The sequence below is a fragment of the Clavibacter sp. VKM Ac-2873 genome (assembly GCF_015351075.1).
GTDB lineage: Bacteria > Actinomycetota > Actinomycetes > Actinomycetales > Microbacteriaceae > Clavibacter.
Map to the genome: position 1 here is coordinate 54,061 of NZ_JADKRS010000007.1, position 22,641 is coordinate 76,701.

The window sequence follows — 22,641 nt, forward strand, 5'->3', positions numbered from 1 at the left end:
AGGCCGGCGCCTCGCCGGCGTCGCGCGACGGCCCCTGCTCGCGGCCAGCGGTGCGCGCCGCGCTCAGCGGCACCGCGCCCTCGGGACCCCGGGTCGGCGCGGTGTCGACCAGGTGCGCACGGAGGTAGGCGGCGAGGGGGCGGTCGGTGCCGGCGATCGCCTGCAGGCGGTGGCGGCGGAGCTCGTCGACGTCGATGCTCGCCCAGTCGATCGGGTGGCCGGCCCGCTGCGCGAGCACGGCCACGAACATGGACTAGCTGCGGGTGTTGCCGTCGCGCCAAGGTTGGATCGCAGAGAGCTCGCCCCACCGATCAGCCAGCCGCGCGGTGAACGTGTCGGCGTCGAGGCCGGTGAGGTAGTCCTCCCGCTCGAGCTTGCGGAACAGCGTGTCGAGGTTGGCCTCGATGAAATCGGGCCTGCAGTACGGGATGCCGGTTCCCGTCGCCTGGACGTCGACGTCGCGGATCCGGCCGGCGATCCCCGGAAGGAGATCCCCGAACATGCGCATGTGGATGCCGCGGAGGTACTCGAGGTCCAGGCGTTCAGGGGCGGGCTCGGTGTAGATCTTCGCGAGCACGAACGACGCGACGTCGTTCATCGCCTCGTCGAGCTCCGCGTGGTCGCGGATGCCCGCCGCGTTGATGAGGACGCCGCCGCTGCCCGGGTACGTGTACTTGTCGTCGACGCTCATGCGGTCGTCAGGGCGACGCCGGCGCTCAGCGCTGGCGGAGGGGAAACCCGTACTTCGCCGCGACCTCCGCGCGCGCCTCGTCCTCGGTCATCGTTCCCTCGAGGACGTTCCGGGCACGGCCGAGCGCCTCGGCGTTGGGGAAGTGTCCGGCGAGCTGCTGTGCCTTCTCGACAAGCGCCATGCCCTGCTCGACGTCGACCGTCGGCGCACTGCGCTGCGTGATCTTGGTGCTCATGGGAACCCCCCTGCTCACCTGCAATTGTACGGGTTGCGGAGGTCCCGCGCCTGAGGAAAACGTTCTTCCATGCTGCTACCCGAGCGCCGACCCGACGGGCCCCGACGGCACGGAGAGCAGACTCAGGCGGGAACGTCCTGGACGTCGAGCGTAATCTCGCCGCGGTCGACCATGGGCAAGTACAGGGGCTTGCCGAACACGCGCCCGGAGACCGTCGAAACCGCTTCTCGGAGGTAGGGGAAGAGAGACATGATGGCCACTTCGTTGCAGAACTGCTGGACGGTTCGCGTCGAGGGGGAGTACTCGTCTGCGATGGAGTATTCGCCGGCCATGCTGACCGTGATCTTGCCGACCGGGATCGTGACATGAGCGATGAGGCGTACCCCGAAGCTACCGTCGTCGTACCTGTACTGAGCGGCGATGTTGACGGTGCCCTCCTCCGGAGCGTCCGGCTCCGGAGGTTCATCGTTTCGGTATGCCGACATCTCGTGGCACTCGACCGACTCCAGCTTCGAGCTGGCGAGGAGGGCGTGGATGAGCTCTACGTCCTTCGGCGACAGGTCAGCCATGGCGGTGTCAGGCTGCGCGCGTCGGGACGCGAAGGTGGGCGGACTTGGAGCCCATCCAGCCCGCCATAGTCTCCGAGCGGACCACCAGCTTGGTGGCAAAGGTCGCGGAAGTGACGCCGGACAGGTTCTCCCAGCGGGTGGCAGAGGCGGCGCTGAGGGACTGGCCGACGTCCGGGGTAGCACGGTGCTCCACCAGTGCGCCGACTGCATTGGCGTAGCGGCGGAGGGTCGAGAGCTTGGGGTCGGAGTCGTAGCGCTCGATCTTGTTGACCGCCTGCTGACTCGTGCCCATGAGCTCGCCGACCATCGCTTGCGTGAGGCCGGCTTCCTGGCGCATGCGCACGAGGTCAGCCTTGAGGAGGCGATCTTCACGTGCGAGCAACTTGGCGCGGGCCTTGGCCTTGCGAAGAGCGAGAGGCGACGTCATCGTCTGGAGCAGGGACATGAGATGGAGCCTACGACCACAACCTGCAAGTTGTGTAATCGGGTTCTACACCCAAGACGAGGGACGGCCCGCGTCGAAGCGATCCGCAGCGAACTCGATCTCGGCCTGCTGAGCGGCGGCAGTGGTCTTGATGTGCGCATGCAGGTGCACGAGGATCGTGCTCATGTGCGCCGGCTCTCCGTGGTAGAACCGCAACGCCTTGCTCAGGGCCTTGTGGCGGAGCTCGAAGATCTCCGGATCCAAGGCGATGGGCTTGATCGGAGTCGTCGCGTCCCCGGAGTCTTTGAGCTCGCCCCGCGCAGCCGCCTCCATGAGGTCCTCGAGCACGCCCTCCTCGTGGGCTCGTGCCCACGGAGTGAGCGTGCTGAACCAGGCCTCAAACGCCACCACGGACGCATGGGCGTTGTCGCGGTAGTCGCGCCAGACGTACCCAGCAGGGCTCGGCTGACAGCACCGGGAGTCGGAACCCTCGCGCCTATTTCGGACCATCTCGAAATCGTAACCGAGGAGTCCGACAAGACGTCTTGGTAGGGGAGCACCTCACGCCCACGCCGGGCTGGGCCGAACGCTGCGCATGATCCCGAGGCCACGGGCGTGGATCGGACGAGCGCGACCCTGCGGTAGGTGGCCTGTGCCGACACCCACTACTCAGTCGGCGCCACAAAGCGCCACGCGTCGAGGTTCCGGTCAGAAGGAGTCCGCTCATCGCGCCCGGCGAGGTACACGGCCGGCGCCGCGAAGACCACAGCGATATGTAGGGATCCCGTCGTCACCGACGGATCCGCGGTCACGCCCGCGCCCGGCTCGACACCGCCGCACCGATTGGTCCATTCGAAGTGGTCGCGGTTCCGGAGGACGCCGAACCGCCACCCCACCTTCAACGGATGAACTTGAGCGCCGAGCCCGGCCGCATCCAGGGCGCTGCAAGATGGGATGCGCAGAACGGCCATCGAGTTCGCTGTCGCGGCCAGCGCCCACTCAGTACGACGCATAACCTCCGTCACCGGAGGCACCTTGCCCTTGGAAGCCAGGCAGCGACCCCACTCCTACCCACATCCTCGCCGCACGCGCGGGTGCGCTCCACGCCGCCTTGGCACCCCTCGGGCCCCTCACCACCGTCGGACCGAGATCGGCCGCGAACCTAGCCGTAAGCGGGATCTGCTTCTACAGTGAGCAATGACGCTGCAAGGCTCGGCAGCGCATAGCGACAGGAAGTTCGATGGCAGACAAGCCAACGGAGACGGAAAACAACGACGCGTGGAAACGCCCCGTCCAAAAGACAAGCCCTCGAGGCACCGGCGAATTCAGCGAGTCCACCCGTAGGCAGCCGCCACCTGAAGCGCCCCGCATCTCGCCGGAGACGAAAACGGACAAGTGACAACAGGTGAGCGACGCACCTAAGGAACGGGAACTCAAGAAGCGCTCCCGCCACCTATCAATCATAGAAGCAGAGCTCGATGCGGAGATCAAGTCATTCGTTGCCCGCGATTCTGCGATGCAGCAAAGAGCCACGATTCTCATAGGAGCCGCGAGCATCACCGGCGCACTGCAGGCAGGCACAACCCTCGGCTGGGCCACAATAGCTAGCCTTGTGCTCTCCTTCATGGCGGCAGTCGCGGGAGTTGTCGTCGTATTTCCGCGCACCGGCGACGCATTGAACATCCGAACTATGCGTGACGGCCTCCTCACCATGCCAATCGAGCAGGGTCGCTATAAAGTAACCGATACGAAGCTCGAGATTCTTGAAGCTGACGACAAGTGGCTCTCGACACGAGGTAAGATCGCACGAATAGGGTTTATAGCCCTGACGCTGAGCATCGCCATCGCTGCCGTAGCCGTCTTGCTTCCAGACAACGGTGGCCCTGGAATGACGCCCGGCCCGAGCCCCACCTCGGTCCGCGATGAGTAAGCAACCCAAGGACGATCCAAACAAAGAGTGGAAAAAGAAAGTACAGAAAGGCAGAGCATTGAGTAAAGGTAACGATAACGATCGGCACGTCGTCCCAAACGCTGACCGCGGGGGATGGGACGTTGTGAAAGAAGGGCATCAGCGCGCTTCTGCTCACGCCCCTACCCAAAAAGCAGCGGAGAAGCGCGCAAAGGAGATCGTCGAGAAAAGCGGCAAAGGCAACGGCGAGGTCGTCATTCACGGCAAGAATGGGCAGATTCGCGACAGTGATTCAGGTTCTCGCAACGAGGGCCCAAAGAAAGACAATAAGCACTAACGCCTTATAGTGCCAGCTCCACAGGTCCTGTTCTGTCACTCAATCCAGCCTCGGTCCTGCGGGAACCCGACGCGCTCCCGAGCAGCTGGCACCCGGCGGCGGCGGCTTACTCAGCTCGCCTGGCGCTGCTCCCATTGCCCACTCGGGCGCATGCTGCGTGCCAACGCTGCCCCCCCCCCCCGAATGGGCGGACGCGGACAACATCGTTTCGGCCTTACCGTCGCCTCATGACCCCCCTCCTTGCAAACCAGATTGTCGAGTTCCTCAAGAACTCGGTCTCCGACCACTCGAGCACGAACATCGACGTCATCTCCCAAACGGAAGGTGTCCAGATCGACTGGTTCGCGCCGGCGTTCTTGAAGGTGGCCGCCATCATCCGCGAAACTCCTATCGAGTACGCGGCCGGGGTCTCGATCTACACCGGCCGGGAGGATGACCAGGGAGAGGGTACCCGGGCCACGATCAACGTCGTAGTGCTGACCAATGACCTGGTTGTCACCTGCAGCGTCGATGCGGGCAGGCACCTCGAGGCAGAATCCGAGGTCATCGCACATCCGAGAAGCTCAATCGTCAGCGCGACCGTGACGCACGCCGAGCTTCCCGTTACGTCCGTATACGGGGGCGCGGGGCGCCCGGGTCGCGCTGAAGTCGAGCTCTCGCTCTCGGACGGTGCAACCGTGCTCCTGCCCCCGGAAGGCAGCGTCCGGCGCGAGGGGCCCGATGGCAATGGCCACGGCGATCCTGTGGTCTAAGACCTCCTGCCGAAGCTTCTACGGCAGGCTCACTAGCACGGGCTGGCCGGCGGCTCGAAGGCCCCCTCAGACCAGTGCATGAGAAGCCGATAATGTACCTTATGTCATGTAGAGGGTCTCGAGCCGCCCCTTCCACGCCGAGAACTGCGCCCGTGCGAGGCGGACATCGGCCGCTCGCGCTTCCATCCATGGCCACCTGATCCCTCCAGGCGTCGGGACACGGTAGCCCCGAGCGGCCCGTCCATGTGGGCATCGACCGTGAGATGTGTCGGCGGTAGCATCCGCTGTCGCAACTCGATGCGAGGCGGTCACGCCACCGCCATCACCGCACCCGCACCCGCATCAGGTGCCGATCAGATGAGCAACCAGCTGACGGGCCGGACGATCACGTCGTCGAGATCCGTATCGCGCATGGGAGCGAGCGGGTTGATCGCGGAGACACCGAATCGGAGATCCCCGAGCCCGGAGGCGCCGAAGATGCCGTCGGCCAAGGCGCGCTTCGACAGCTCCTCCCACGAGCGACAACCCATGCAGCACAATATCCCGCCGCCTCCCTGCCCCCGACCGCGGTCATTCAGCGTGAGACGCTCAGCGTGGATAGTGGTCGAGGTCGCGGTGCTCGAAAGAGTGCCGAGCTCCATCAGCCGAGCATCGCTGGATGATGCCCAATCGACGTCGCCTTGCCGCGCATCCCTCATACTCGCCAGCTCGGCGTGTACTCGGGCACTCCGAACGTCGGCCGAGACCGTGACCGCCGCGCCGTCGTTGAGCACCTCGCGACCGCGGAAGATGACGCGACCCACCCGCACCCAGGGGGGCGATCTCCTCCCCCGCGAGATCCATCAAGCGGCCCTTCACGCGCATCTTGAGGTCATCGACGGACGACCACGAACTCGTCGTGTAGGGGTTGCGCGTGCCGGCGATCAGGTCACGCTGCGACCCGTCCATGCCGGATCCGTCCTCGCCGTTCACGAACACGCAGAGCCGCAGACCCTCCTTCTCTGCCTCGCGGAACTCGGCATGGGTCGCGGAATACCCGTCCGGGATCCGCACCCCGTCCCGATTCCCGAACAGTCCCACGTAGCTCGTCGACCGACGCACGCCGGCGAGGTATGCCCGATCAGCTGAGACGTCCTGGCCACCCAGATCTTCGAACATCACCGGTGTCGCGCCGCATTCCTCGATCGCCTCACGAACCGCCCGGCGCTCTTCGGGCATGTCGGCGATCAGGCTCGATACGAAGACCTGCTGGTCACCCCGCACCGACGACAGCTTCGGTACTCAAGGAGACGGATGCGGATCGCTGATCGATGAGAAGTGACGGTCACGCCGACGCCGACGCCGACGCCGACGCCGACGCCGACGCCGACGCCATGATTTGATCATCACCACATGACCACCCGACATCTAATCCTGGACCTCCTTCGATACTTACTCTCACAGGCGACTGAGTCGCGAGCACCCGTTTCCTCGGCCGCAGCGAGCGCCACTTCGAGAGTGGTGCGCGATCGGCGGCCTGACGTAGTGCACCTGTGCACAGCGGAAAATGGATCAAGGGTGGAGGGGTTACGCTCAACCGCTTCCCGACCTTGGACCGCATACGCTATCCACTAGGACTGTCATGAATTCTTGCTCCGCCGAATCCGCCCGCCATCCGCGACTGCTTCAACTCGCCCTGATCACCATTTCCGCTTTCGTCGCATGCGCCTGCCTCGTGGTCGCTCCTACGGCCAAGGCGTCCGCGGTCGACGCGGAGCGCACCCTCTTACCGGTCGTGGCCGGCACTGAGCTGGACTTTCCGCACAGCTATTGCACCGCCGGCCTCATCGTCGTTCGAACCGGCATCCGCGGGAATTTCTCGCCCGCCGCTCGGGCGACCCGCTACGCGGTGACCGCCAAGCACTGCGGCGAGATGAACTCACCGGTCTCCGTCGGAGGCCGCCGCGTCGGTGAGGTGGTCTGGATCGACCCGGTCGCAGATCTGGAGCTCGTCCGCATCGACCCGGTCGTCCATGGCCAGCCATTCTGCGCACCCTCTTCCAGCGGGTTCCACTGCAGCCCCGTGACATACGAACCGCAGGCCACGGGCCAGGTTCTCCTGGCTACGCTCCGGTACCAGTCACTCCGCCGGACGCCTGTAGCCGGCACAGGGGCTCCTGCCAGCGACGAGGTCTTCTGCATCAGCGGCAAGAGCAGCGGACAGTCGTGCCTGTTCAGGTCGACGCGCTGGATCAGCGGATACGGCGAACAGAAGCCAGGAGAGGTCGCCGCCATCGGTGACACGCTGGTGTTCCCCGGCGATTCGGGGGGCCCTGTCCTCTCCCCCCAAGCCCGCATCTACGGCATCATCGCCGAGACCGCCACGGGCTCACTGCATACCGTCTTGAAGTACACCCGAATCAGCCAGTTCTTCGAGGACGCAGGCAATTACGCTCTCGCTCCGGCGTAAACGCCTCTGACCGGGAGCGCATTCGCGCGATAGCATGAGGCCGATGCAATTGTCGACCGTGAAAACCCGCTGCGGGCTGATCAAGTCAACGCAGGAGCCGTCGTTCATTTCCGTATCCCGCCGCAACAAAGAAAAGTCACGCGCGTACTCGCTCGGTGTGAGTATTCGATCGGACCCTTCCGGAGTATCTCCATCGCCTCAGCGCGCATGGGCTGTCAGCCGTCCTCAGGCCTCGCCGTATGGCCTCGCTGCGTCAGAGTCCCCATGTGGCTAGTGAGTTCGAGAGGGGCCCCGGAAGTGAGCATGAGCGGCGCCGAGGTGGGGGCCCGCCCATCGGCCAGCGGGTGACGATCGTTCTAGGCGCTGTTTTCCTAGCCGCTGGAGCTCAGACGTTCTCAGACCGCGAGCTATTCCCTCGAGTGCTAGTAGGAACGGCCGTGACTGTCCTGGTGATATCTGCTGAGAACCGGATCGTCCGGAGGCGGAACGCGCGCGAAGAGCGCCGCCGCTCCTGATCCGTCCGCGTCCGGTCGGGGACCCCCACCTGGACACCCGCTCGCTCACGCCGTGGAGCAGCAAGCGGGAAGGCGCCCATGCCCACAAGCCCACGGGCGTGGAGATGTGCTGGTCACAAGGCCCCCTCTCAACAGATTGGTCCGGTGACGATTCCAGTGGAGGAGGCTACGGGAGACACCCTCCGTGTCCTTCCAGTCTCAACGAGACGAACGGCGGCGATGACCTGACCTTCGGCGCCGGCTCGGACCTGAGCGGGCGCGCTCTCCCCCGAGACCACGACGCTGGTGACGGTTCTCATGTAACATGCTGGCCTCGGCGACGGCGCGAACGGGTCGGCCAGGCCGCCCTCTCGAGTCATGATGCTCCCGACACGTGACGTTGCCCGCAGGCGAGGGGATGCGCACCGCGGCGGGACGGGATAGTCCCCATACATGCGCTCAGCCTCGCTGGCGCCGTCCATGTTGTGGATCATCACCTGGCTCGGCTTGTCCTACCGCGCCGAGGTCACCGCCGCGACCTCGCCACCATCGCCGACCCCGGCGGAGGGCCATTCAGCTGGAGAGCCATTCGGCGATGAGGGAGGTCGCGCTCCGCGCAGGGGCCGCGCGCATCGTCTCCGAGATGACGGAGCTGGAGACGGGTGGGCTCCCCGTCAGCCTGCAACTCGGGCGAATCCGCCGGCCGCGCCGAGGGCCAAGGCAGGACGAGAGCGCCGGTGTCCCTGCATGACCGCTCGACGACGTGCCCGTGAGGCATAGCCCGTCCGATCGGGCCGCGACGCATCCGGATGCCGCTCGATCCTCGAACCGCTCGTGACGCCCTTCTGGCTCGCGCGCGCGGACAGCGGTCGGTGTCGAGGTCACCTGCCCCGGCGGCCCGCGCGGCCTGTCTCGAGTGGCCCGATCGTCAGCCGCTCGATGGTCGAGGTGGCGTGGACGAGGGGTTCGACGCCGACCGGAGGGTGAGCCGCATCGGCCGCCCGCATCAGCCAGTCGGACCGCGCGAGCTCGACCTCGTTCAGCATCGCCCGCCCCAAGGGCGCCAGGACGAGATAGCGACCCGATGTGTCACGGATCTCCGCCACCATTCCCTTGCGGATCAGCGAATTGACGCTGGGGACCGCGGCGGCGGTGGACGTCCGGGCGACGGTCGCCAGTGAAGAGCGACTCGTGCGGCCCGCGTTCGCGATGACGCGCACCAAGATGACCTGCAACCCCGTGAGGGAGTCCCAAGCTTCGGTCGTGTCCGCATCCATGCGATCGACGAGGGTAGCCACGGCTGTGGCCATGCGCATATGGATGGACATCTGGTCCTCGATACCACGGGGATCGAGGCGTGTCGGGCTGGAGCGCGCGCACGCCAGCCCGTGGGGGAGAACTTACCTCTGTTTCCGGCGGTCCTCTGCATGTGGCCGGGCCCGGACCTCAGGGTGTCCCCCCGGTAAGGTCTGCCGCCGCACGCGTCCGGCGATGGCCGATGCCGCGGAGCAGTCCGGCACGACATCGCGTCTCGCCTTGGCGTGCCGGCAGAAGGCGAGCGCCCGGCCACGCGTGCCGGTGAGCTAGTGGCGCGCGTAGAAGTCGGCGAATGCGGCGACGTCCCCGCTGTCGCCGGGGAAGACCGCACCGTCGACGACGACGGTCGGGACCTGATGCACGGCCGGGAGGTCGGCGAGCCCCTCGAGCGGGCCGGTCGTCGCGGCTTCCGTCTCGTGGTCCACCCACGCTCGGTAGGCCGCCATCTCCTCGTCCGACGCCGTCGGTCGTGCGCCGACCGACGCCGCGAGCTCGCTCAGCTCCGCGTCGGTGAGCCCCGGCGTCTGCTCCGCCGGCTGGTTCGCGTAGAGGGCTTGGAGGAACGCCTGGGTGCTGTCGGGATGCGTCGCTGCCACCGCGACGAGGGTGGCCGCGGCCCGGCTCGAGTAGTCGCTGCCCGACGACAGGCGGTTGAGGATCGCGAGCGGGTGCACCCTCACCGTCGTCGTGCCGGCCGCCGCCTCGGTGAACAGCAACGAACCGGAGGCCTCCTCGAACGCCTTGCAGTACGGGCACATGGGATCGATGAACAGATCGACCTGCTTGGGACCGTCGCCGATGCGCACGTAGCCGCCGTCGAAGGATGCCGCCCCCTCGGACCCGGACGGCAGGACAGCCCCCGCCGGACCGGAGGTGGTGGGCGTGCTCTCGGTTGCCGGAGCGGCAGAGCAGGCGACGAGGCTGAAGGCCACGGCAAGGGCGGTCGACGCCGCCGTCAGGGTACGCAGGAGAGAGGGCATGGTCGCTTTCTGTCGAGTGGTCTCGCTCGAGGGGGCGCTGCTGAGGCCCGCCCTCGGCGGTGGACGACCGAATTCTGGCGCACGGGCGTCTGGCGATCCGGACACGAGAGGGAAGATCGGATCCCCGATGGCAAAGTCGATCGCACGTTTCACCCTGGCCTCACCTCGGGTTGCACGACAGTCGACATCACGCGCCTTCGTCGTTGCCGAGCCACAGCGCTTCGTCCCGCGTGTGGGCACCGAGCTTGCGATAGAGCGAGCGCACGTGGCTCTTCGCCGTGTTCGGCGACACATGCAGAGCCGCGGCCACGAGTGCGACCGTGGGATGCTCGCGGAGAGCCTGGAGCACCTCTCGCTCCCGATGCGTGAGCTTGACTCGATCCAGGTAGGTCCAGGGCATCGGGACCATGCCCTGTCCGATGTCCACGCGGGGCCCCAGGGCCTTCTCCAGCATGGGGGAAGCGTGAGCGAGCGCGTCGAAGGCCTGGTGGTGATTGACGCTGGAGGCGGCGTGCTCGAGGAGGTGCGGCGAGATCTGACCCGAGGCGGCCAGCTCCGCAGCGGCGTACAGGACGGCGCCGGACGGGCTCCCGTGCGCCGGCATGGCGGTGTCCGGCTCCCCGGAGGGCTGACGGAGCATGCGCACCGCGTCATAGGGCCTTCCGCGGATCAACGCCTGACGCGCCCGGCAGACGATGATCCAGCGGCCCGAGACGGGCAGCGAGGGATGGGCCAGGATCTGCTCGGCTGCCGGGAGGTCACCCGCCGCCTGGTACAGCGCGTTGAGGTCCGCTCGGAGCATCGAGCCTGCGAAGGTGCTCGGGTGCGTGCGGTGCGACTCCTCGACCAGATAGGTGGTGATGTCATGGATCGCCGTCCAGTACTGACCACCCAGGAGGGAGAGCTTCGCGCGCGCATGCTGGAGCACCCAGCCGTAGTGCCCGGAGGACGTCGAGGCATCCGCCTGGTCGAGGAGCCGGTGGGCCTCATCGACATCGACCGAGGCGGTGGCGATGAGCACCCGGGCCAGCAGCCCGGCCGGCTCGTACAGGTACCCGACGGTCCCGGGTAGTGACCGCTGCGGTGGCTCGCCGTCGATCAGCGCTGCCGCCGCCGCGTATCGCTCCTCGAGCGCGTGGACGAGCGCGAGGTGCTCCTTGGCGAACGGCGCCATGGGGTGCGGCTGCGGGTCGGACGACCATCTGACCGCCTCCGAGAAGCAGGCAGCTGCCGAGTCGAGGGCTCCGTCGAGGAACTTCGCCATACCGCACACGCGGACCACGACTGGGGCCACGTCGTCCAGCCCGTCTATGTCGTGAGGCGCGTGACGGATCTCGTCCATGACGTCGTCCGCGAGCCGGGAGGCCCCGCTGTACCAACCCCGTGTCAGCATTTCGCGCAGCTTCTCGGAGGCCAGGACGAGTTGGTCACGGAGCGACGGCCTCGGCTGCGAAGTGACCCAGTCCTCGAACCGTTGGAATGCCGTGGGATCCACCACCTGACCTCGTGCCTGAACCGCGCGGAGGATGGCGCAGAAGTTCGCGCTGCGCGGGTCGCCTTCGAGCCAGCTCGCGGACGCGGCGTCGAATACGCGCTCGAGCACGGAGGGCTCGGCGATCAACAAGCGATAGAAGGCGGAATCGAGATGAGTGGCGATGGCCTCCCAATCGTTCCGCGACAGGGCGCGTTCGAGCGCGGGCACTGCGTACATGGAGCTCCTAGGGAGAGTCCGTGAACGTCCTGTTGAGGGACACATACAGACGTGACATCGATTGTGCGAATCAATGCGCATTGAACCGTGAATCCGGGGACGAACCGACACCCCCTCCCCAAAATCACCCGATCTTTACCACGTCCGCCCGGGTCGCGGTGGGCGATGAGCGGGGGAATCGCACGAGCCGCTCCCACGCTCGCCCCTGGATGGCCGCAGCAATTACACGCGGGACGAAATCCGGCCCCTGCCGGGGATCGCCGGCAGCGCCCGGTAGCGCACCGCCACGACGAGCCGGCACCGCGGCGCAGCGGACGAGGCCCCAACCCCCCTCGTGCCGGCGACACGCCCGACGCAGCGCATCCGCCTGCCAGGCCCGACCAGGACACAGGGTCCGATGACTGGAGCCGGATGGAGAGCAGGAGCGGCCAGCCTTCCTGACGACGGTGTGGCGATGTGAGGGCGCGGGTCCCGCCCGCGCACCTTTCACGCGTGCGACAGGAAGCGCCCGTCTCCGATGGCCCTGCCCGGAGCACGAGGGGGCGAGCTAGCGGACCCGACTCGCTCTCCCGAGAAGGGGAAGCCCCGGCCCGGACAAGCGAGCCCTCGACGCCATCTGGCCGGATGAGCCGTCAGGAAGGCGGGGGTACGGCATGCCTCTCCCCCACCCCCGGTGACCCCACCGCGACGAGCAGATGCCAGCTCATACGCGCCGACGCCGGTCGAGCGAAGTCGATGCCGCTGTCGGTCCGCCCGCTCCGTGATCGGCGCCTCTGCGGCCAGGGAGATGCAGGAACCGGGACCCCGCCCACTCCGGCGCCCCGCTCTGCGCGTAGGTCATTCGCCTCGATTCGCCGTGGACGACGACATGGGCAGCGGCTCCCCGCCCACGTCGTGCTGGGATACGCGATCTCGAGACCCTCGGGGGACAACACGTACCGGTACCGGTGACATTCCGGATGAGCGGCGAGGTCGAATTGGTCCAGCAATTCTCTTGCGGCGCGCGATCCAGGCGTCTTTCCCCACGAGGGTCGGCCAAGTCTCGGGATAGCTGTCGCCTGAGCCGACGCCGATCCGGTGTCCGAGCTCGCCTGCGCAGCGCTCGACGATCCGGAACGTTCCCGTCAGAAAGCACCGAGGCTCCGATGCTCTAGTAGTGGCCACCGAGCCGCCCCCGTCCCGTCATCAGCAGCCCACGGACCCCCTATGCCTCCGCTGCGGATATCCTCCGCGATATGCATGGGACATGTATTATGTGGTCCGTGCGGCGCGTTGTCGCTGAAGCGATCTGGGGAGGAAGAATAATCATGGCCCGCAAGGTGATCACGACGCTCGTCGATGACGTGGACGGCAAGCCGATCGAGGAAGGCAAGGGCGAGACAGTGCCCTTCGCCCTCGATGGCGTGGACTACGAGATCGACCTCAGTGAGGAGAATGCGGCCGCGCTGCGCAGCGCGCTCGAGGAGTACACGGAGAAGGGGCGCCGCCTGGGACGTGCGGCGGGTGCCAGGCCTGCAGCTCGACGCCCGTCCGGCGCCGCGCAGAAGGAGGACTTGAAGGCCGCACGGAGCTGGTTGCGCGAGCGCGGTCACAAGGTGTCCGAGCGAGGGCGCATCTCGTCCGAGCTCCTCGAGGAGTACCGCACGAACAACTAGCGCGAGGGTCGAGGGGCTGATCCGCGACGGATCGGCCTCTCGTCGGATCGAAGGCCGCTGCCGCGATTCCGAGCCGAGTCCCGACCCCGCTGTCAGTCATCCGGTCGAGGTACGGCAGCCGTCCCCGAGACGGATGCTCCGGCCGGATGCAGCCAGCGATCATCCTAGGAAGGCGCTACGAAAGGAGACCGTCATGGTCAACTCGCTGAACATCACTCCTAGCCGGGTCCTGGCGCTGGTCGCGCTCGGCATCCCCTCGACCTTCTTGATCTCCGTCCCGGCCGGCAACATGTCACACGGCTCCGGCGCTGGCGTGCTCGTCGCCGCGGTCCTCGTCGTCGGCATCCTCGTCGCCTTCCACCGGATGGCGAGCCGGGTCGAAACCCGCACCGGTCATGCCTCGCTTCCCTGGAAGACCTACGCGGCCGTGACGATAGGGACGTGGGCCCTCCTCGCCGCGCTCGTCTTCGCCGGTGCACAGTTCCAGAGCGCGGATGCGACCGGCACCGGCGCCTACACCGTGTGGGCGATCGGCTCAGCGTTCGTCGGCCTCTCGGCTCTGGTCACGGGCGCCGTCCTCGGTTCCGTGGCCTTGCGTCAGAGCCTCAAGATCGGCTCGTCGCATCAGGACGCCTGACCTTCGCCGACAGCGATCGAGGCGCGCTCCCGCACCTGGTGGTCGGCCTCTGCGCGGGAGACCGCACCGTCATGGGGCCGGGAGGCGGCGCAGCCGAACCGAGCGACCAGTCGTCGGCCCGAGCGCCCCGTCCATCCCGCTTCGGCGGTACCAGCCCACGCTCCCCAGCGGAGGGCAGAGGGGGCACCAGCGGCGGAGGTCCGCGACGTGGAGGCACGACGCCCCCCTCCGCTCAGCCGAGCTCGGCCCCGGCAGCCTTGATGCGCCGCCGGCGACGACGGATCAAGGCAGAGGAGCAGAAGCCGCCATCCGAGCAGATCGTCAACTCCGCACGGTCTCCTTCAACTCGCCCAAGCGCGACGCGGTCAGATCCATGAAATGCAGGTCCGCCTCGATGTGCAAGAGGGCGTGGTCGCAGAGCAGGGACGTCGGCAGATCGGCATCGCGCTTGCGGTTCGTCAACTCGCGCCTCAGACGGACGTGCTGCTGGCGCTGCACCTCGAGCACCCGGGCGGGATCGTCGTCCAAGAGGAGTCCGATGAGGGTCTTCGCGTAGACGCTGCCCTGCTTCCCGGGAACCGGCGACTCAGGGGTGAGCATCCACCTCCGGACCCTGTCGCGGCCCAGCGAGGTGATCTCGTACCGCTTGCGCTCCGGACCGCGACCAGCCTCCTCCCCGGAGATGAGGACCAGATCGTCGCGCAGCAGACGCGACAACGCCGCGTACACCTGGCCGAATGCGACGGGACGGCCAGAGCTGAACAAGCGGTCGTAGCTCCTCTTGAGGTCGTATCCGTGACTGGGGGCGGACCCCACGAGGCCCAGCATCATCATCGTCGTATCCACGAGCCGATTTTAGTCGATTACTCATCCAGTGTATAAACCTCGGCCTCACCCTCCTCGGGATGCCGGGACGGCCGCGCTCGTGAACGCACTGTGCTGTGCACAACGGGAGCAGGGTCATGCGATCGGGAAGTAGTCTCGCAGTGTATACACCGACACAGCCGACACGGTGTTTCGTTCAATCCCGCCCTCCATGAGAAGGACGCCCCATGCACCGTTCCGCACACGACCACCCCCACCGTTTCCCGCTGACCACTCGGCTGGCTGAGCGATGACGCGGCGCACTGCAGCGACTGCCCCGGCTGCCCGGCTGACGGAGGTCACGCGAACCTTCGGCGCCGGCCCCCAGGCGGTGCACGCTCTGCGCTCCGTGACCGTCGAGTTCGCATCGGGCGAATTCACCGCGATCATGGGCCCCAGCGGCTCAGGCAAGTCGACGCTCATGCACCTGACCGCGGGATTGGATCGCGCGACCTCCGGTCGGATCATGGTGGGCGACACGGATATCACCCACCTCGACGACACCGCGCTGACTGTCCTCCGCCGTCGGCGGATCGGGTTCATCTTCCAGTCGTTCAACCTCGTGCCCACCCTCGATGTCCTCGGCAACGTCACGCTCCCCTTCGAGCTGGACGGCCACCTCGTCACGGGCGCGGAGCAGGCGTGGATCGACCAGCTCATCGATCAACTGGGGCTGGGCGGCCGGCTCGGCCACCGGCCGCACCAGCTGTCGGGAGGCCAGCAGCAGCGCGTCGCCATCGCGCGCGCGCTCGCGCCGCGCCCCGATCTGATCTTCGCGGATGAGCCCACGGGTGCCCTGGACTCGCGCACCAGCCGCGAGGTCCTCTCGCTGCTGGCCGCGGCCTCGTCGCAATACGGCCAGAGCATCGCGATGGTGACCCACGACGCGGTGGCGGCCAGCTTCGCCGACCGGGTGCTGTTCATCGCGGACGGGCAGCTGGTCCACGAGCTCCGCCGCAGCTCGCCCGAGGACATCTCCCGCACCGCGCTCGAGCTGGAGATCCGGTCGTGAAGGTCCGCGCCTTCCTCCGCGGGCACGGCGCGAGCATCCTCGTGGCCGCGGTCGGAGCGACCTTCGGCGCGCTCCTGCTCACCACGCTGGACGGACTCGAGCGGAGCCTCAGCGCCGACCCGGCCGCGAATGGCCACGAGATCTTCATGATCCTGCTCGACGCGACGGCCGGCATCTTCTTCGGCATCGCGCTCTTCGTCGGGGCCGTCGTGACGGCGAACACCTTCGCCGCAGTGGTCGCCGGGCGCACCCCCACCATCGCCCTGTACCGGCTGTTGGGCGCGTCCGCTGGGTCGCAGCGGCGCGTGTTCCTCCGAGAAGGGGCGCTGGCGGGAGCCGTGGGTGCTGCCATCGGCGTGGTCGTCGGCGCGGGGCTCGGAACGGCTCTCATCGGGCTCCTGACGCAGTACACGGATCTGAAGGCGACTCCGTTCGCGCTGCCGCTCACACTGGCGCTCCCGCTCCTGACAGGCGTGGGAGCGACGACCGCCGCAGCGTGGTCCGGATCCCGGGCTGTCCTCAAGGTCTCCCCGCTGCAGGCGCTCGAGGCCGCCCAGGAAGTGCCGTTCGGGGCGTCACGGCGACGGATCGTGCGCACGGTCATCGCCCTCGCCCTGGTCGCGTCGGGAGCGCTGGGGATGACGCTCGGGATCATCCAGGGCCGCACCGACGGCAACGCCATAGTCTGGACTTTCTGCGGCGGACTCCTGATGTTCACGGGCTTCATCGTCGGTGCCAACCTCTTCATCCCCGCGGCCCTCGATCTGGTGGGGATGCTGTTCGGCGGCCGTCCGGAGGCGCGTCTCGCACGAGCCAACGCCCTGCGGAACCCGGAACGCAGCACGCGGGCGAGCATCGGCATCGTCATCGGCGTGGCCCTGGTGACCCTGATGTCGGTCGGCCTGTCGACCATCCGCTCCGTCGGCGAGAAGATGGCCTCCGCTGATGAGACGATCGACCCCCTGCTGACCATCGTCACCGCGGTCGGCGTGAGCCTGGTCGGCTTCTCGGTGGTCATCGCGGCCATCGGCGTCATCAGCGACCTCTCCGTGAGCGTGCTGCAGCGCCGTCGCGAGATCGGGCTGCTCCGCGCGCTCGGATTCACCGGAAGGCAGGTGCGCCGGACCATCCTCATCGAGGCGGCGCATTCGGCCATCACCTCCCTCCTGCTCGGGTTGCTGCTAGGCGTGCTGTTCGGGTGGGCAGGTGTCCAGAGCCTGCTCGCGTCCCTGACCCCCGGCGGCTTCGTGGCACCCACCATCCCCCCGGCGTTGATCGCCGCCCTCGTCGTCGGCACCGCGACTCTGACGCTCGCCGCCGCCGTCCTCCCCGCGCGGCGGGCGACCACCATCCCTCCCATCGACGCCCTGCAACGGTGACGCGGGCCCTCACCGCCGTCCGGCACCCGCGTCCGCTCAGGAAGAACCGCATCATGAAGCCCATCGACGACCGTCCGCCACGCTCCTCGCGCCTGGTCCAGCTCGCGATCGGCCTCGGCCTCGTGTATGCCCTCTGCCTCCTCGCGATCCTGTGCGGCATGGAGACCCTGGTGGGGACCGGGCTGCCGGGACGCCCGGGAAGCCCACGCGGATTCATCCCCATCACCATCGGCCTCGTGGGCCTGTTCGTCGTGATCGCCGGCGTCAACGTGCATGATCATCTCGCCCACCCCTCGGCCCCGATCAGATCCTCCGCATGCGCGGAGCCCCAGGACGGTCCGGACGGACACCAGCTGGCGCCGTCGATCCCGAGCAGCGTGATCGCCTCCGCGCTGGCCGTGGGCGTCCTCGTCGCCCACGCAGGGGGAACCTTGCTCTTCCCCTCTACTCCCGGGCTCAAGGTGCTCCAGTCGGAGATACCACCTGCTCTGGCCATCGGCGCTGGTCTCTTCTGCGCCGTCATGGTGCTGACGGCGACGACCCGGGTACGGGTCGGGTCCGGCGCGACCGGACGATCGGAAGCGGGAAGATGAAGGTCCCGTCCGTCCCGATGATCCCGCTGGGCGCGGCGATCCGTCCTCTTCGCTCGCGTGAGATCTGGACGCGGTGGGGCGAAGGGGCCGCGCGCGGAGCCCGGAGCCACCCCATGACCGTGCTCCTCACCGCCGCGACGATCGTCGTGAGCCTCGTGGCGTACATCCTCCCTCGATCAGCGCTCGCGCTGGACCTCCTGGACGGAGGCGAGGAGGCGATCTTCGAGGAACCGCATTGGTGGAGCGCGTTGGCCTCCCTGTTCGCCGTCGGCGATGCCTCCGCCCTCCTGACCACGGTGGCCGTCATGGTCGTCGGCCTGTGGGGCGCAGAGCGCTTGATGGGCAGCAGGTTCACAGTCGTCGCCTACATCGGCGGCGGCATGTGCGTCTCCGTCGCGGGGACGACGATCGGATGGATCGAGGAGGACCAGCTCAAGGACCTCCTCGCGGTCGCTCCGTCGCAGGCGATGCTCTCCCCCACGACCGCGGTCCTCTGCACGGTGATCACGGCCAGCGCGTTCGCGGGGACGTTGTGGCGCAGGCGCATCCGATTGCTGGCTACAGCTCTCGCCGTGATGCTGTTCCTCTATTCGGGGACCGCGAACGATCTCTTCTCCCTGGTGGCGATCCCCGTGGGGCTCGGGCTCGGCTTCCTGCTCGGCGGCAAGAACGCTGGGGTCCAGCTGATCCGCAGCTCCCATCACGAGACGCGACTCCTGGTCGCGGTCGTGGTGGCGGTCACCGCGATAGGGCCCGTGGTCGCCGCCGCCCTGGGCACGGGGACTGGGCTCCTCGGCCTGTACGGCGCCTTCGGAACCGACGCGCTGCAGGTCGCCGACGGCCGAGTCTGCGCCTGGTCGAGCGCCGAGGGCTGTCCGTTCGCCGAAGCCGACACGGTCTCCTTCCTGATGCCCCTCGCCGGTCTCGTCGGGCTCCTGCCCGTCGCTCTGCTCCTCGTGGCCGCCTGGGGCATCGCACGAGGGCGGCGCGAGGCGCTGGGCATCGCGCTCGCGCTCAACGTCGCGTTCCTCGGCGCCATCGCCCTCGGCGTGGCCGAGCCCGTAGCCGAGATGATGAGCTCCAACCTCGGCGAGCAGATGCACGACCTGGACAAGACGGATTGGCGTTACCTCCTCGCCTTCGGCGCTGCCATGCTGCTCCCTCTCGGCAACGTGGTCCTCTTCGCAGCCGTCCGAGGGCACTTCCAGATGTCCGCGACCCGGGCCTCGTGCTTCCTCTACGTCAGGACCATCGCCATCGCCGCCGCGGGCGTGCTCCTGCTCACCGGCGTCAACCAGCTCGCCTGGCGGGACCAGCTCGACCCGTACCCTTCGGTCGTCGACATCATCGCCGAGCTCCCCCTGCGCCTCCTGCCGCCAGCGATGCTGAACTTCGCGAGCCTCCCCTTCGTCCCGACGGGCCCGGTGGCGCAGGCGCTGTGGTACCTGCCCTCGATCATCTTCTGGAGCATCGCGCTCGGGGCCACGGTGCGCCTCCTCGTCCATCGCGCCGACCCAGCGGGGGAGATCGAACGGCGCCGGGCCCGCCAGCTCTTGGAGAGGGGTGGCGGCGACACGTTGTCCTTCATGAGCACATGGAAGGGCAACCGCTACTGGTTCGCCGAGGACGCGGATGCGGCGATCGCCTACCGTCTCGTCGCGAGCACCGCGGTGACCCTGGGTGGACCCTTCGGTCCGGCGCATTCTCGCGCCGGCCTGGTCGAGGACTTCGCCCGACACTGCGGGGACAACGGCTGGACGCCACTGTTCTACAGCGTCGACGATCAGGTCCGCGTCGCCCTCGAGGATCGAGGCTGGGCCGGCGTGCAGGTCGCGGAAGAAGCGCTACTCCGACCCGCGGAGTGGTCGCCGGCAGGCAAGAAGAGACAGGACATCCGAACCGCGACGAACCGCGCGGCTCGGGCGAACATCTCCGCCCAGTGGACCTCGTGGTCGGAGATCACGTTGAAGACGCGAAGCCAGCTCACCGCCCTGTCCGAGGCCTGGGTGAGCGAGAAGGAGCTCCCCGAGATGGGCTTCACCCTCGGTGGGCTCGACGAGTTGACCGATCCGGCGGTCCGGCTCATGCTGGCCGTCGACGAGCGCGGTCACGTGCACGCCGTCACGAGCTGGCTCCCGCACTACGGCCCGGACGGCGTGGACGGGTACACCCTCGACTTCATGCGGCGCGGCGGGGACGCCATGCCGGGCGTCATCGAGTTCACCATCGGCGCCGTAGCGGAGCGGATGAAGGCCGACGGCATGTCCGTCCTCAGCCTCTCCGGAGCGCCGCTCGCTCGGACCCAGGACGTCGCGGAGCAGAACAGGAGCATCGTCCGCCTGCTCGACTCGCTCGGGCGGGCGCTCGAGCCGGCATACGGCTTCCGCTCCCTCCTCGCCTTCAAGCGGAAGTTCCAGCCCGAGTTCGAACCCCGCTGGCTGATGTACCCGGATGCGACGGCGTTGCCGGCCGCAGGTCTCGCCATCACCCGCTCCTACATGCCGCAACTCACCCTGCGGGGCGCGGCGCGGCTGGTGCGCGAGCTCGGGTCCGTGGAGGCCGCGAGGAGCTGAGGGATCCGACCCGGGCGATGACCGCCTGGGTCGGATCAGCTCCTCGTGCGGGCTGCCGGCCGGTCCTCGATGGACTCCAGGTAGAGGAGCACCGCACGTACCCGCCGGTGGCCAGGATCCGACTCGGCGAGGTCGAGCTTCGTGAAGATCGAGCCGATGTGCTTGGAGACCGCGCTGTCGCTGAGGTGCAGCTCGGATGCGATGTCCGCGTTCGACCGCGCCCGGGCCATCAGGGCGAGCACCTCGTGCTCGCGCGGGCTGAGCGCGTCGAGCGTCGCTCCCGCCCCTTGCCGCCCGGCGACGCTGGCGAGGATCTCCGGGTCGATGACCGTGCCGCCGGCAGCGATGAGGTCGATGCTCGCGAGGAAGTTCTCGACCCGTCCGACCCGGTCCTTGAGGAGGTAGCCGAGCGCTCGGCTGTCCTCCGCGAAGAGGTCCGTCAGGTAGGGCGTCGCGATGAAGTTGGACAGCAGGAGCACCGGCAGGCCCGGGCGGGCGCGCCGTAGGTCGAGCGCGGCATCGACGCCGTCGTGCCGGTTGCCGGGCGGCATCCTCACGTCCGTGATGACGAGGTCGATCGCGGCTCCGTCCGTCGTCACGCGCCGACGCAGATCGTCGGCGTCGGCGGCGGTGACCACGTCGTGTCCTGCGCCTTCGAGGAGGGACGAGATGCCGTCCCGGAGGAGAGCCGAGTCATCCGCGACGACGATCCTCATCGTGGGTGTCTCCTGGCTGCGTGGGGCCGTGCTCCGTCACCGGCAGCTCGAGCGTGATCGTGGTCGGTCCTCCAGGAGGACTCACGATGGAGAGGGTACCGCCCGCCGCCCGCGCTCGCTCGCGGAGACCCCGGAGGCCCGTCCCGGATGAGCCCTCGAGGTCGATCCCGCCGACGCCGTCGTCCACCACCTGGACCACGAGGTCGCCCTCCCGGATCGAGAGTCGGATCTCGATCTCGGAGGCGTCCGCATGCCGCAGCGCGTTCGTCACGGCTTCGCTGACCACGAAGTGCGCGCAGCGTTCGAGCGCCGGACCGGGCCGGCTGTCCAGCGTCGATCGGACGACCACCGGTGTGGTCGAGCGCGCGGCCAGCTCCTCGATGGCGACCACCAGGCCGTGATCGGTCAAGACGTCCGAGTACACACCCCTGATCGTCGACCTCAGGTCCGACAAGGCGAGCTCGACGCTCGTCTGCGCCTTCTCGAGCGTCGCTTCCAGGGCCCGCGTCCTGTCCTCATCACCGACGATGTGTCGCGTCTGCCGCGCAGCCGAGCCGATGAGGAGCGTCGTCATGACGAGGTGCTGCTGCGTCCCGTCATGCAGGTCGCGCTCGATCCGCACGCGGTCGACGTCGAACGAGGCGATCAGCGTGGAGCGGGAGCTCTCGAGGTCGGCGACGACTTGCTCCAGCTCGGCCTCTCTCATGGAGAGGAGGAGTCGTGACAGGTGGATCTGCACGATGGAGAGCACGTTCGCCATGCACCAGCCGGCCGCCACCACGATCCCGCTGAGAACGATCCACACCGCCATCGCACCGGTGTCCGTGACACGGAACCGATCCAACCCCGGCGCCAGTATCGGCGGGCGGGGCTCCCATGCCGGTCGGCCAGCGGCGACGTCCTCCCGGTAGCGGGCCAGTGCGACGGGGAGGACGGACGCCACGTAGGCGAGCATGAGGCAGTAGGCGGCCAGCAGCAGCTGGACCAGGCCGAACATCGTGGTGACGACCAGCGACAGGAGAGCCCGCCAGATCGCCGGGTCCCAACTGGCCTGATGCGCGCGAGCGGGGCTGTCGCGGACCATGCCCGCAGGGCGGTGGGGCAGCACGGGGTACCCCAGCAGCCGCCCCCGACGGCGCTCGACGGAGGAGAACAGGGCGACCCAGACGAGCAGCGCCATCGGCGTCAGCAGAGCGGCGACTCCCAGCAGCCCCATCACCATGCTTGTCACCTGGAATGCGGCGAAGCGCAACGGCCAGGACGAGAGCAGGTGACGCGGGGAGCGCAGCGCCGTGAGAGCGTCCGTCTCGGTCCTGGTACCCATGCCTGAGGACACTAGGGCCC

The 22,641-nt window shown here is 68.0% G+C and carries 23 protein-coding genes; 10 read left to right on the forward strand and 13 right to left on the reverse strand.

Annotated features, from left to right (window positions below):
- Window positions 1–253: 253 nt before the first annotated feature.
- From ITJ44_RS15970 to ITJ44_RS15975, 5 genes are all read right to left on the reverse strand, one after another.
- Window positions 254–691: a Fic family protein gene (locus ITJ44_RS15970; protein ID WP_228495235.1), complete on the reverse strand. Its 438-nt coding sequence runs from the start codon at window positions 689–691 to the stop codon at window positions 254–256.
- Between the two features lie 25 nt (window positions 692–716).
- Window positions 717–926, reverse strand: a complete 210-nt coding sequence (locus ITJ44_RS15565; RefSeq protein WP_194636455.1) for a hypothetical protein — start codon at window positions 924–926, stop codon at window positions 717–719.
- A 122-nt stretch (window positions 927–1,048) separates the two neighbouring features.
- Complete coding sequence (locus ITJ44_RS15570) at window positions 1,049–1,495, reverse strand: hypothetical protein (protein ID WP_053775965.1); 447 nt, start codon at window positions 1,493–1,495, stop codon at window positions 1,049–1,051.
- Window positions 1,496–1,502: 7 nt separating this feature from the next.
- Window positions 1,503–1,940 carry a helix-turn-helix domain-containing protein gene (locus ITJ44_RS15575; RefSeq protein ID WP_228495236.1) on the reverse strand — a complete coding sequence of 146 codons (438 nt, stop codon included), beginning with the start codon at window positions 1,938–1,940 and terminating at the stop codon, window positions 1,503–1,505.
- Window positions 1,941–1,985: 45 nt separating this feature from the next.
- A complete protein-coding gene (locus tag ITJ44_RS15975; protein ID WP_228495237.1) occupies window positions 1,986–2,267 on the reverse strand; it encodes a hypothetical protein in 282 nt (93 codons plus the stop codon).
- A gap of 1,057 nt (window positions 2,268–3,324) precedes the next feature.
- Between ITJ44_RS15975 and ITJ44_RS15585 the strand changes: the two genes are divergently transcribed.
- The 3 genes from ITJ44_RS15585 (at window position 3,325) to ITJ44_RS15595 (ending at window position 4,917) form a co-directional block, all read left to right on the forward strand.
- Window positions 3,325–3,849 (forward strand): hypothetical protein, encoded by a 525-nt coding sequence (locus ITJ44_RS15585; protein ID WP_194636457.1) that lies wholly within the window; start codon window positions 3,325–3,327, stop codon window positions 3,847–3,849.
- A complete protein-coding gene (locus ITJ44_RS15590) occupies window positions 3,842–4,165 on the forward strand; it encodes a DUF2188 domain-containing protein (RefSeq protein WP_194636458.1) in 324 nt (107 codons plus the stop codon). Before ITJ44_RS15585 ends, ITJ44_RS15590 begins: the two co-directional genes overlap by 8 nt.
- Before the next feature lie 227 nt (window positions 4,166–4,392).
- On the forward strand, window positions 4,393–4,917 hold the full coding sequence (locus tag ITJ44_RS15595; protein WP_194636459.1) for a hypothetical protein: 525 nt from the start codon (window positions 4,393–4,395) through the stop codon (window positions 4,915–4,917).
- Between the two features lie 353 nt (window positions 4,918–5,270).
- Here the strand turns inward: ITJ44_RS15595 and ITJ44_RS15600 are convergent, their stop codons facing one another.
- Window positions 5,271–5,447, reverse strand: coding sequence for a hypothetical protein (locus tag ITJ44_RS15600; RefSeq protein ID WP_194636460.1), 177 nt, complete (start codon window positions 5,445–5,447; stop codon window positions 5,271–5,273).
- A gap of 58 nt (window positions 5,448–5,505) precedes the next feature.
- Window positions 5,506–6,180: a DUF4062 domain-containing protein gene (locus ITJ44_RS15605; protein WP_194636461.1), complete on the reverse strand. Its 675-nt coding sequence runs from the start codon at window positions 6,178–6,180 to the stop codon at window positions 5,506–5,508.
- A gap of 358 nt (window positions 6,181–6,538) precedes the next feature.
- Here ITJ44_RS15605 and ITJ44_RS15610 point away from each other — a divergent pair, with 358 nt between their 5' ends.
- On the forward strand, window positions 6,539–7,366 hold the full coding sequence (locus ITJ44_RS15610) for a hypothetical protein (protein WP_194636462.1): 828 nt from the start codon (window positions 6,539–6,541) through the stop codon (window positions 7,364–7,366).
- 1,375 nt (window positions 7,367–8,741) lie between these two features.
- Here the strand turns inward: ITJ44_RS15610 and ITJ44_RS15615 are convergent.
- The 3 genes from ITJ44_RS15615 to ITJ44_RS15625 form a co-directional block, all read right to left on the reverse strand.
- The gene (locus ITJ44_RS15615) at window positions 8,742–9,188 is read right to left on the reverse strand and encodes a MarR family transcriptional regulator (protein ID WP_194636463.1); all 447 of its coding nucleotides are present in this window, start codon (window positions 9,186–9,188) and stop codon (window positions 8,742–8,744) included.
- A gap of 255 nt (window positions 9,189–9,443) precedes the next feature.
- Window positions 9,444–10,157, reverse strand: a complete 714-nt coding sequence (locus ITJ44_RS15620; protein WP_194636464.1) for a DsbA family protein — start codon at window positions 10,155–10,157, stop codon at window positions 9,444–9,446.
- A 187-nt stretch (window positions 10,158–10,344) separates the two neighbouring features.
- Complete coding sequence (locus ITJ44_RS15625) at window positions 10,345–11,868, reverse strand: helix-turn-helix transcriptional regulator (protein ID WP_194636465.1); 1,524 nt, start codon at window positions 11,866–11,868, stop codon at window positions 10,345–10,347.
- Between the two features lie 1,307 nt (window positions 11,869–13,175).
- Here ITJ44_RS15625 and ITJ44_RS15630 point away from each other — a divergent pair.
- Window positions 13,176–13,523, forward strand: coding sequence for an Lsr2 family protein (locus ITJ44_RS15630; RefSeq protein WP_194636466.1), 348 nt, complete (start codon window positions 13,176–13,178; stop codon window positions 13,521–13,523).
- Between the two features lie 193 nt (window positions 13,524–13,716).
- Complete coding sequence (locus ITJ44_RS15635) at window positions 13,717–14,160, forward strand: hypothetical protein (protein WP_194636467.1); 444 nt, start codon at window positions 13,717–13,719, stop codon at window positions 14,158–14,160.
- A gap of 321 nt (window positions 14,161–14,481) precedes the next feature.
- Here ITJ44_RS15635 and ITJ44_RS15640 read toward each other — a convergent pair whose 3' ends face one another.
- Window positions 14,482–15,006, reverse strand: a complete 525-nt coding sequence (locus tag ITJ44_RS15640; protein ID WP_194636468.1) for a PadR family transcriptional regulator — start codon at window positions 15,004–15,006, stop codon at window positions 14,482–14,484.
- A gap of 268 nt (window positions 15,007–15,274) precedes the next feature.
- On the opposite strand from ITJ44_RS15640, the gene ITJ44_RS15645 reads away from it, so the two are divergent.
- From ITJ44_RS15645 to ITJ44_RS15660, 4 genes are all read left to right on the forward strand, one after another.
- On the forward strand, window positions 15,275–16,036 hold the full coding sequence (locus ITJ44_RS15645; RefSeq protein WP_194636469.1) for an ABC transporter ATP-binding protein: 762 nt from the start codon (window positions 15,275–15,277) through the stop codon (window positions 16,034–16,036).
- Window positions 16,033–17,415 carry an ABC transporter permease gene (locus ITJ44_RS15650; RefSeq protein ID WP_194636470.1) on the forward strand — a complete coding sequence of 461 codons (1,383 nt, stop codon included), beginning with the start codon at window positions 16,033–16,035 and terminating at the stop codon, window positions 17,413–17,415. Before ITJ44_RS15645 ends, ITJ44_RS15650 begins: the two co-directional genes overlap by 4 nt.
- A 53-nt stretch (window positions 17,416–17,468) precedes the next feature.
- The gene (locus tag ITJ44_RS15655; protein WP_194636471.1) at window positions 17,469–18,008 is read left to right on the forward strand and encodes a hypothetical protein; all 540 of its coding nucleotides are present in this window, start codon (window positions 17,469–17,471) and stop codon (window positions 18,006–18,008) included.
- A gap of 113 nt (window positions 18,009–18,121) precedes the next feature.
- Window positions 18,122–20,581: a bifunctional lysylphosphatidylglycerol flippase/synthetase MprF gene (locus tag ITJ44_RS15660; RefSeq protein WP_194636472.1), complete on the forward strand. Its 2,460-nt coding sequence runs from the start codon at window positions 18,122–18,124 to the stop codon at window positions 20,579–20,581.
- A gap of 35 nt (window positions 20,582–20,616) precedes the next feature.
- Here ITJ44_RS15660 and ITJ44_RS15665 read toward each other — a convergent pair whose 3' ends face one another.
- Window positions 20,617–21,297 (reverse strand): response regulator transcription factor, encoded by a 681-nt coding sequence (locus ITJ44_RS15665; protein WP_194636473.1) that lies wholly within the window; start codon window positions 21,295–21,297, stop codon window positions 20,617–20,619.
- A complete protein-coding gene (locus tag ITJ44_RS15670; protein WP_194636474.1) occupies window positions 21,275–22,621 on the reverse strand; it encodes an ATP-binding protein in 1,347 nt (448 codons plus the stop codon). Before ITJ44_RS15670 ends, ITJ44_RS15665 begins: the two co-directional genes overlap by 23 nt.
- Window positions 22,622–22,641 lie beyond the last annotated feature (20 nt).

Bases quoted from the DNA above. Each gene is read 5' to 3' on its own strand.
- ITJ44_RS15630 (WP_194636466.1), top strand. From the start codon at position 13,176: ATGGCCCGCAAGGTGATCACGACGCTCGTCGATGACGTGGACGGCAAG.
- ITJ44_RS15590 (WP_194636458.1), top strand. From the start codon at position 3,842: ATGAGTAAGCAACCCAAGGACGATCCAAACAAAGAGTGGAAAAAGAAA.
- ITJ44_RS15600 (WP_194636460.1), bottom strand. From the start codon at position 5,447: ATGGGTTGTCGCTCGTGGGAGGAGCTGTCGAAGCGCGCCTTGGCCGAC.
- ITJ44_RS15610 (WP_194636462.1), top strand. From the start codon at position 6,539: ATGAATTCTTGCTCCGCCGAATCCGCCCGCCATCCGCGACTGCTTCAA.
- ITJ44_RS15620 (WP_194636464.1), bottom strand. From the start codon at position 10,157: ATGCCCTCTCTCCTGCGTACCCTGACGGCGGCGTCGACCGCCCTTGCC.
- ITJ44_RS15615 (WP_194636463.1), bottom strand. From the start codon at position 9,188: ATGTCCATCCATATGCGCATGGCCACAGCCGTGGCTACCCTCGTCGAT.
- ITJ44_RS15645 (WP_194636469.1), top strand. From the start codon at position 15,275: ATGACGCGGCGCACTGCAGCGACTGCCCCGGCTGCCCGGCTGACGGAG.
- ITJ44_RS15635 (WP_194636467.1), top strand. From the start codon at position 13,717: ATGGTCAACTCGCTGAACATCACTCCTAGCCGGGTCCTGGCGCTGGTC.
- ITJ44_RS15665 (WP_194636473.1), bottom strand. From the start codon at position 21,297: ATGAGGATCGTCGTCGCGGATGACTCGGCTCTCCTCCGGGACGGCATC.
- ITJ44_RS15970 (WP_228495235.1), bottom strand. From the start codon at position 691: ATGAGCGTCGACGACAAGTACACGTACCCGGGCAGCGGCGGCGTCCTC.
- ITJ44_RS15655 (WP_194636471.1), top strand. From the start codon at position 17,469: ATGAAGCCCATCGACGACCGTCCGCCACGCTCCTCGCGCCTGGTCCAG.
- ITJ44_RS15575 (WP_228495236.1), bottom strand. From the start codon at position 1,940: ATGTCCCTGCTCCAGACGATGACGTCGCCTCTCGCTCTTCGCAAGGCC.
- ITJ44_RS15670 (WP_194636474.1), bottom strand. From the start codon at position 22,621: ATGGGTACCAGGACCGAGACGGACGCTCTCACGGCGCTGCGCTCCCCG.
- ITJ44_RS15570 (WP_053775965.1), bottom strand. From the start codon at position 1,495: ATGGCTGACCTGTCGCCGAAGGACGTAGAGCTCATCCACGCCCTCCTC.
- ITJ44_RS15565 (WP_194636455.1), bottom strand. From the start codon at position 926: ATGAGCACCAAGATCACGCAGCGCAGTGCGCCGACGGTCGACGTCGAG.
- ITJ44_RS15625 (WP_194636465.1), bottom strand. From the start codon at position 11,868: ATGTACGCAGTGCCCGCGCTCGAACGCGCCCTGTCGCGGAACGATTGG.
- ITJ44_RS15660 (WP_194636472.1), top strand. From the start codon at position 18,122: ATGACCGTGCTCCTCACCGCCGCGACGATCGTCGTGAGCCTCGTGGCG.
- ITJ44_RS15595 (WP_194636459.1), top strand. From the start codon at position 4,393: ATGACCCCCCTCCTTGCAAACCAGATTGTCGAGTTCCTCAAGAACTCG.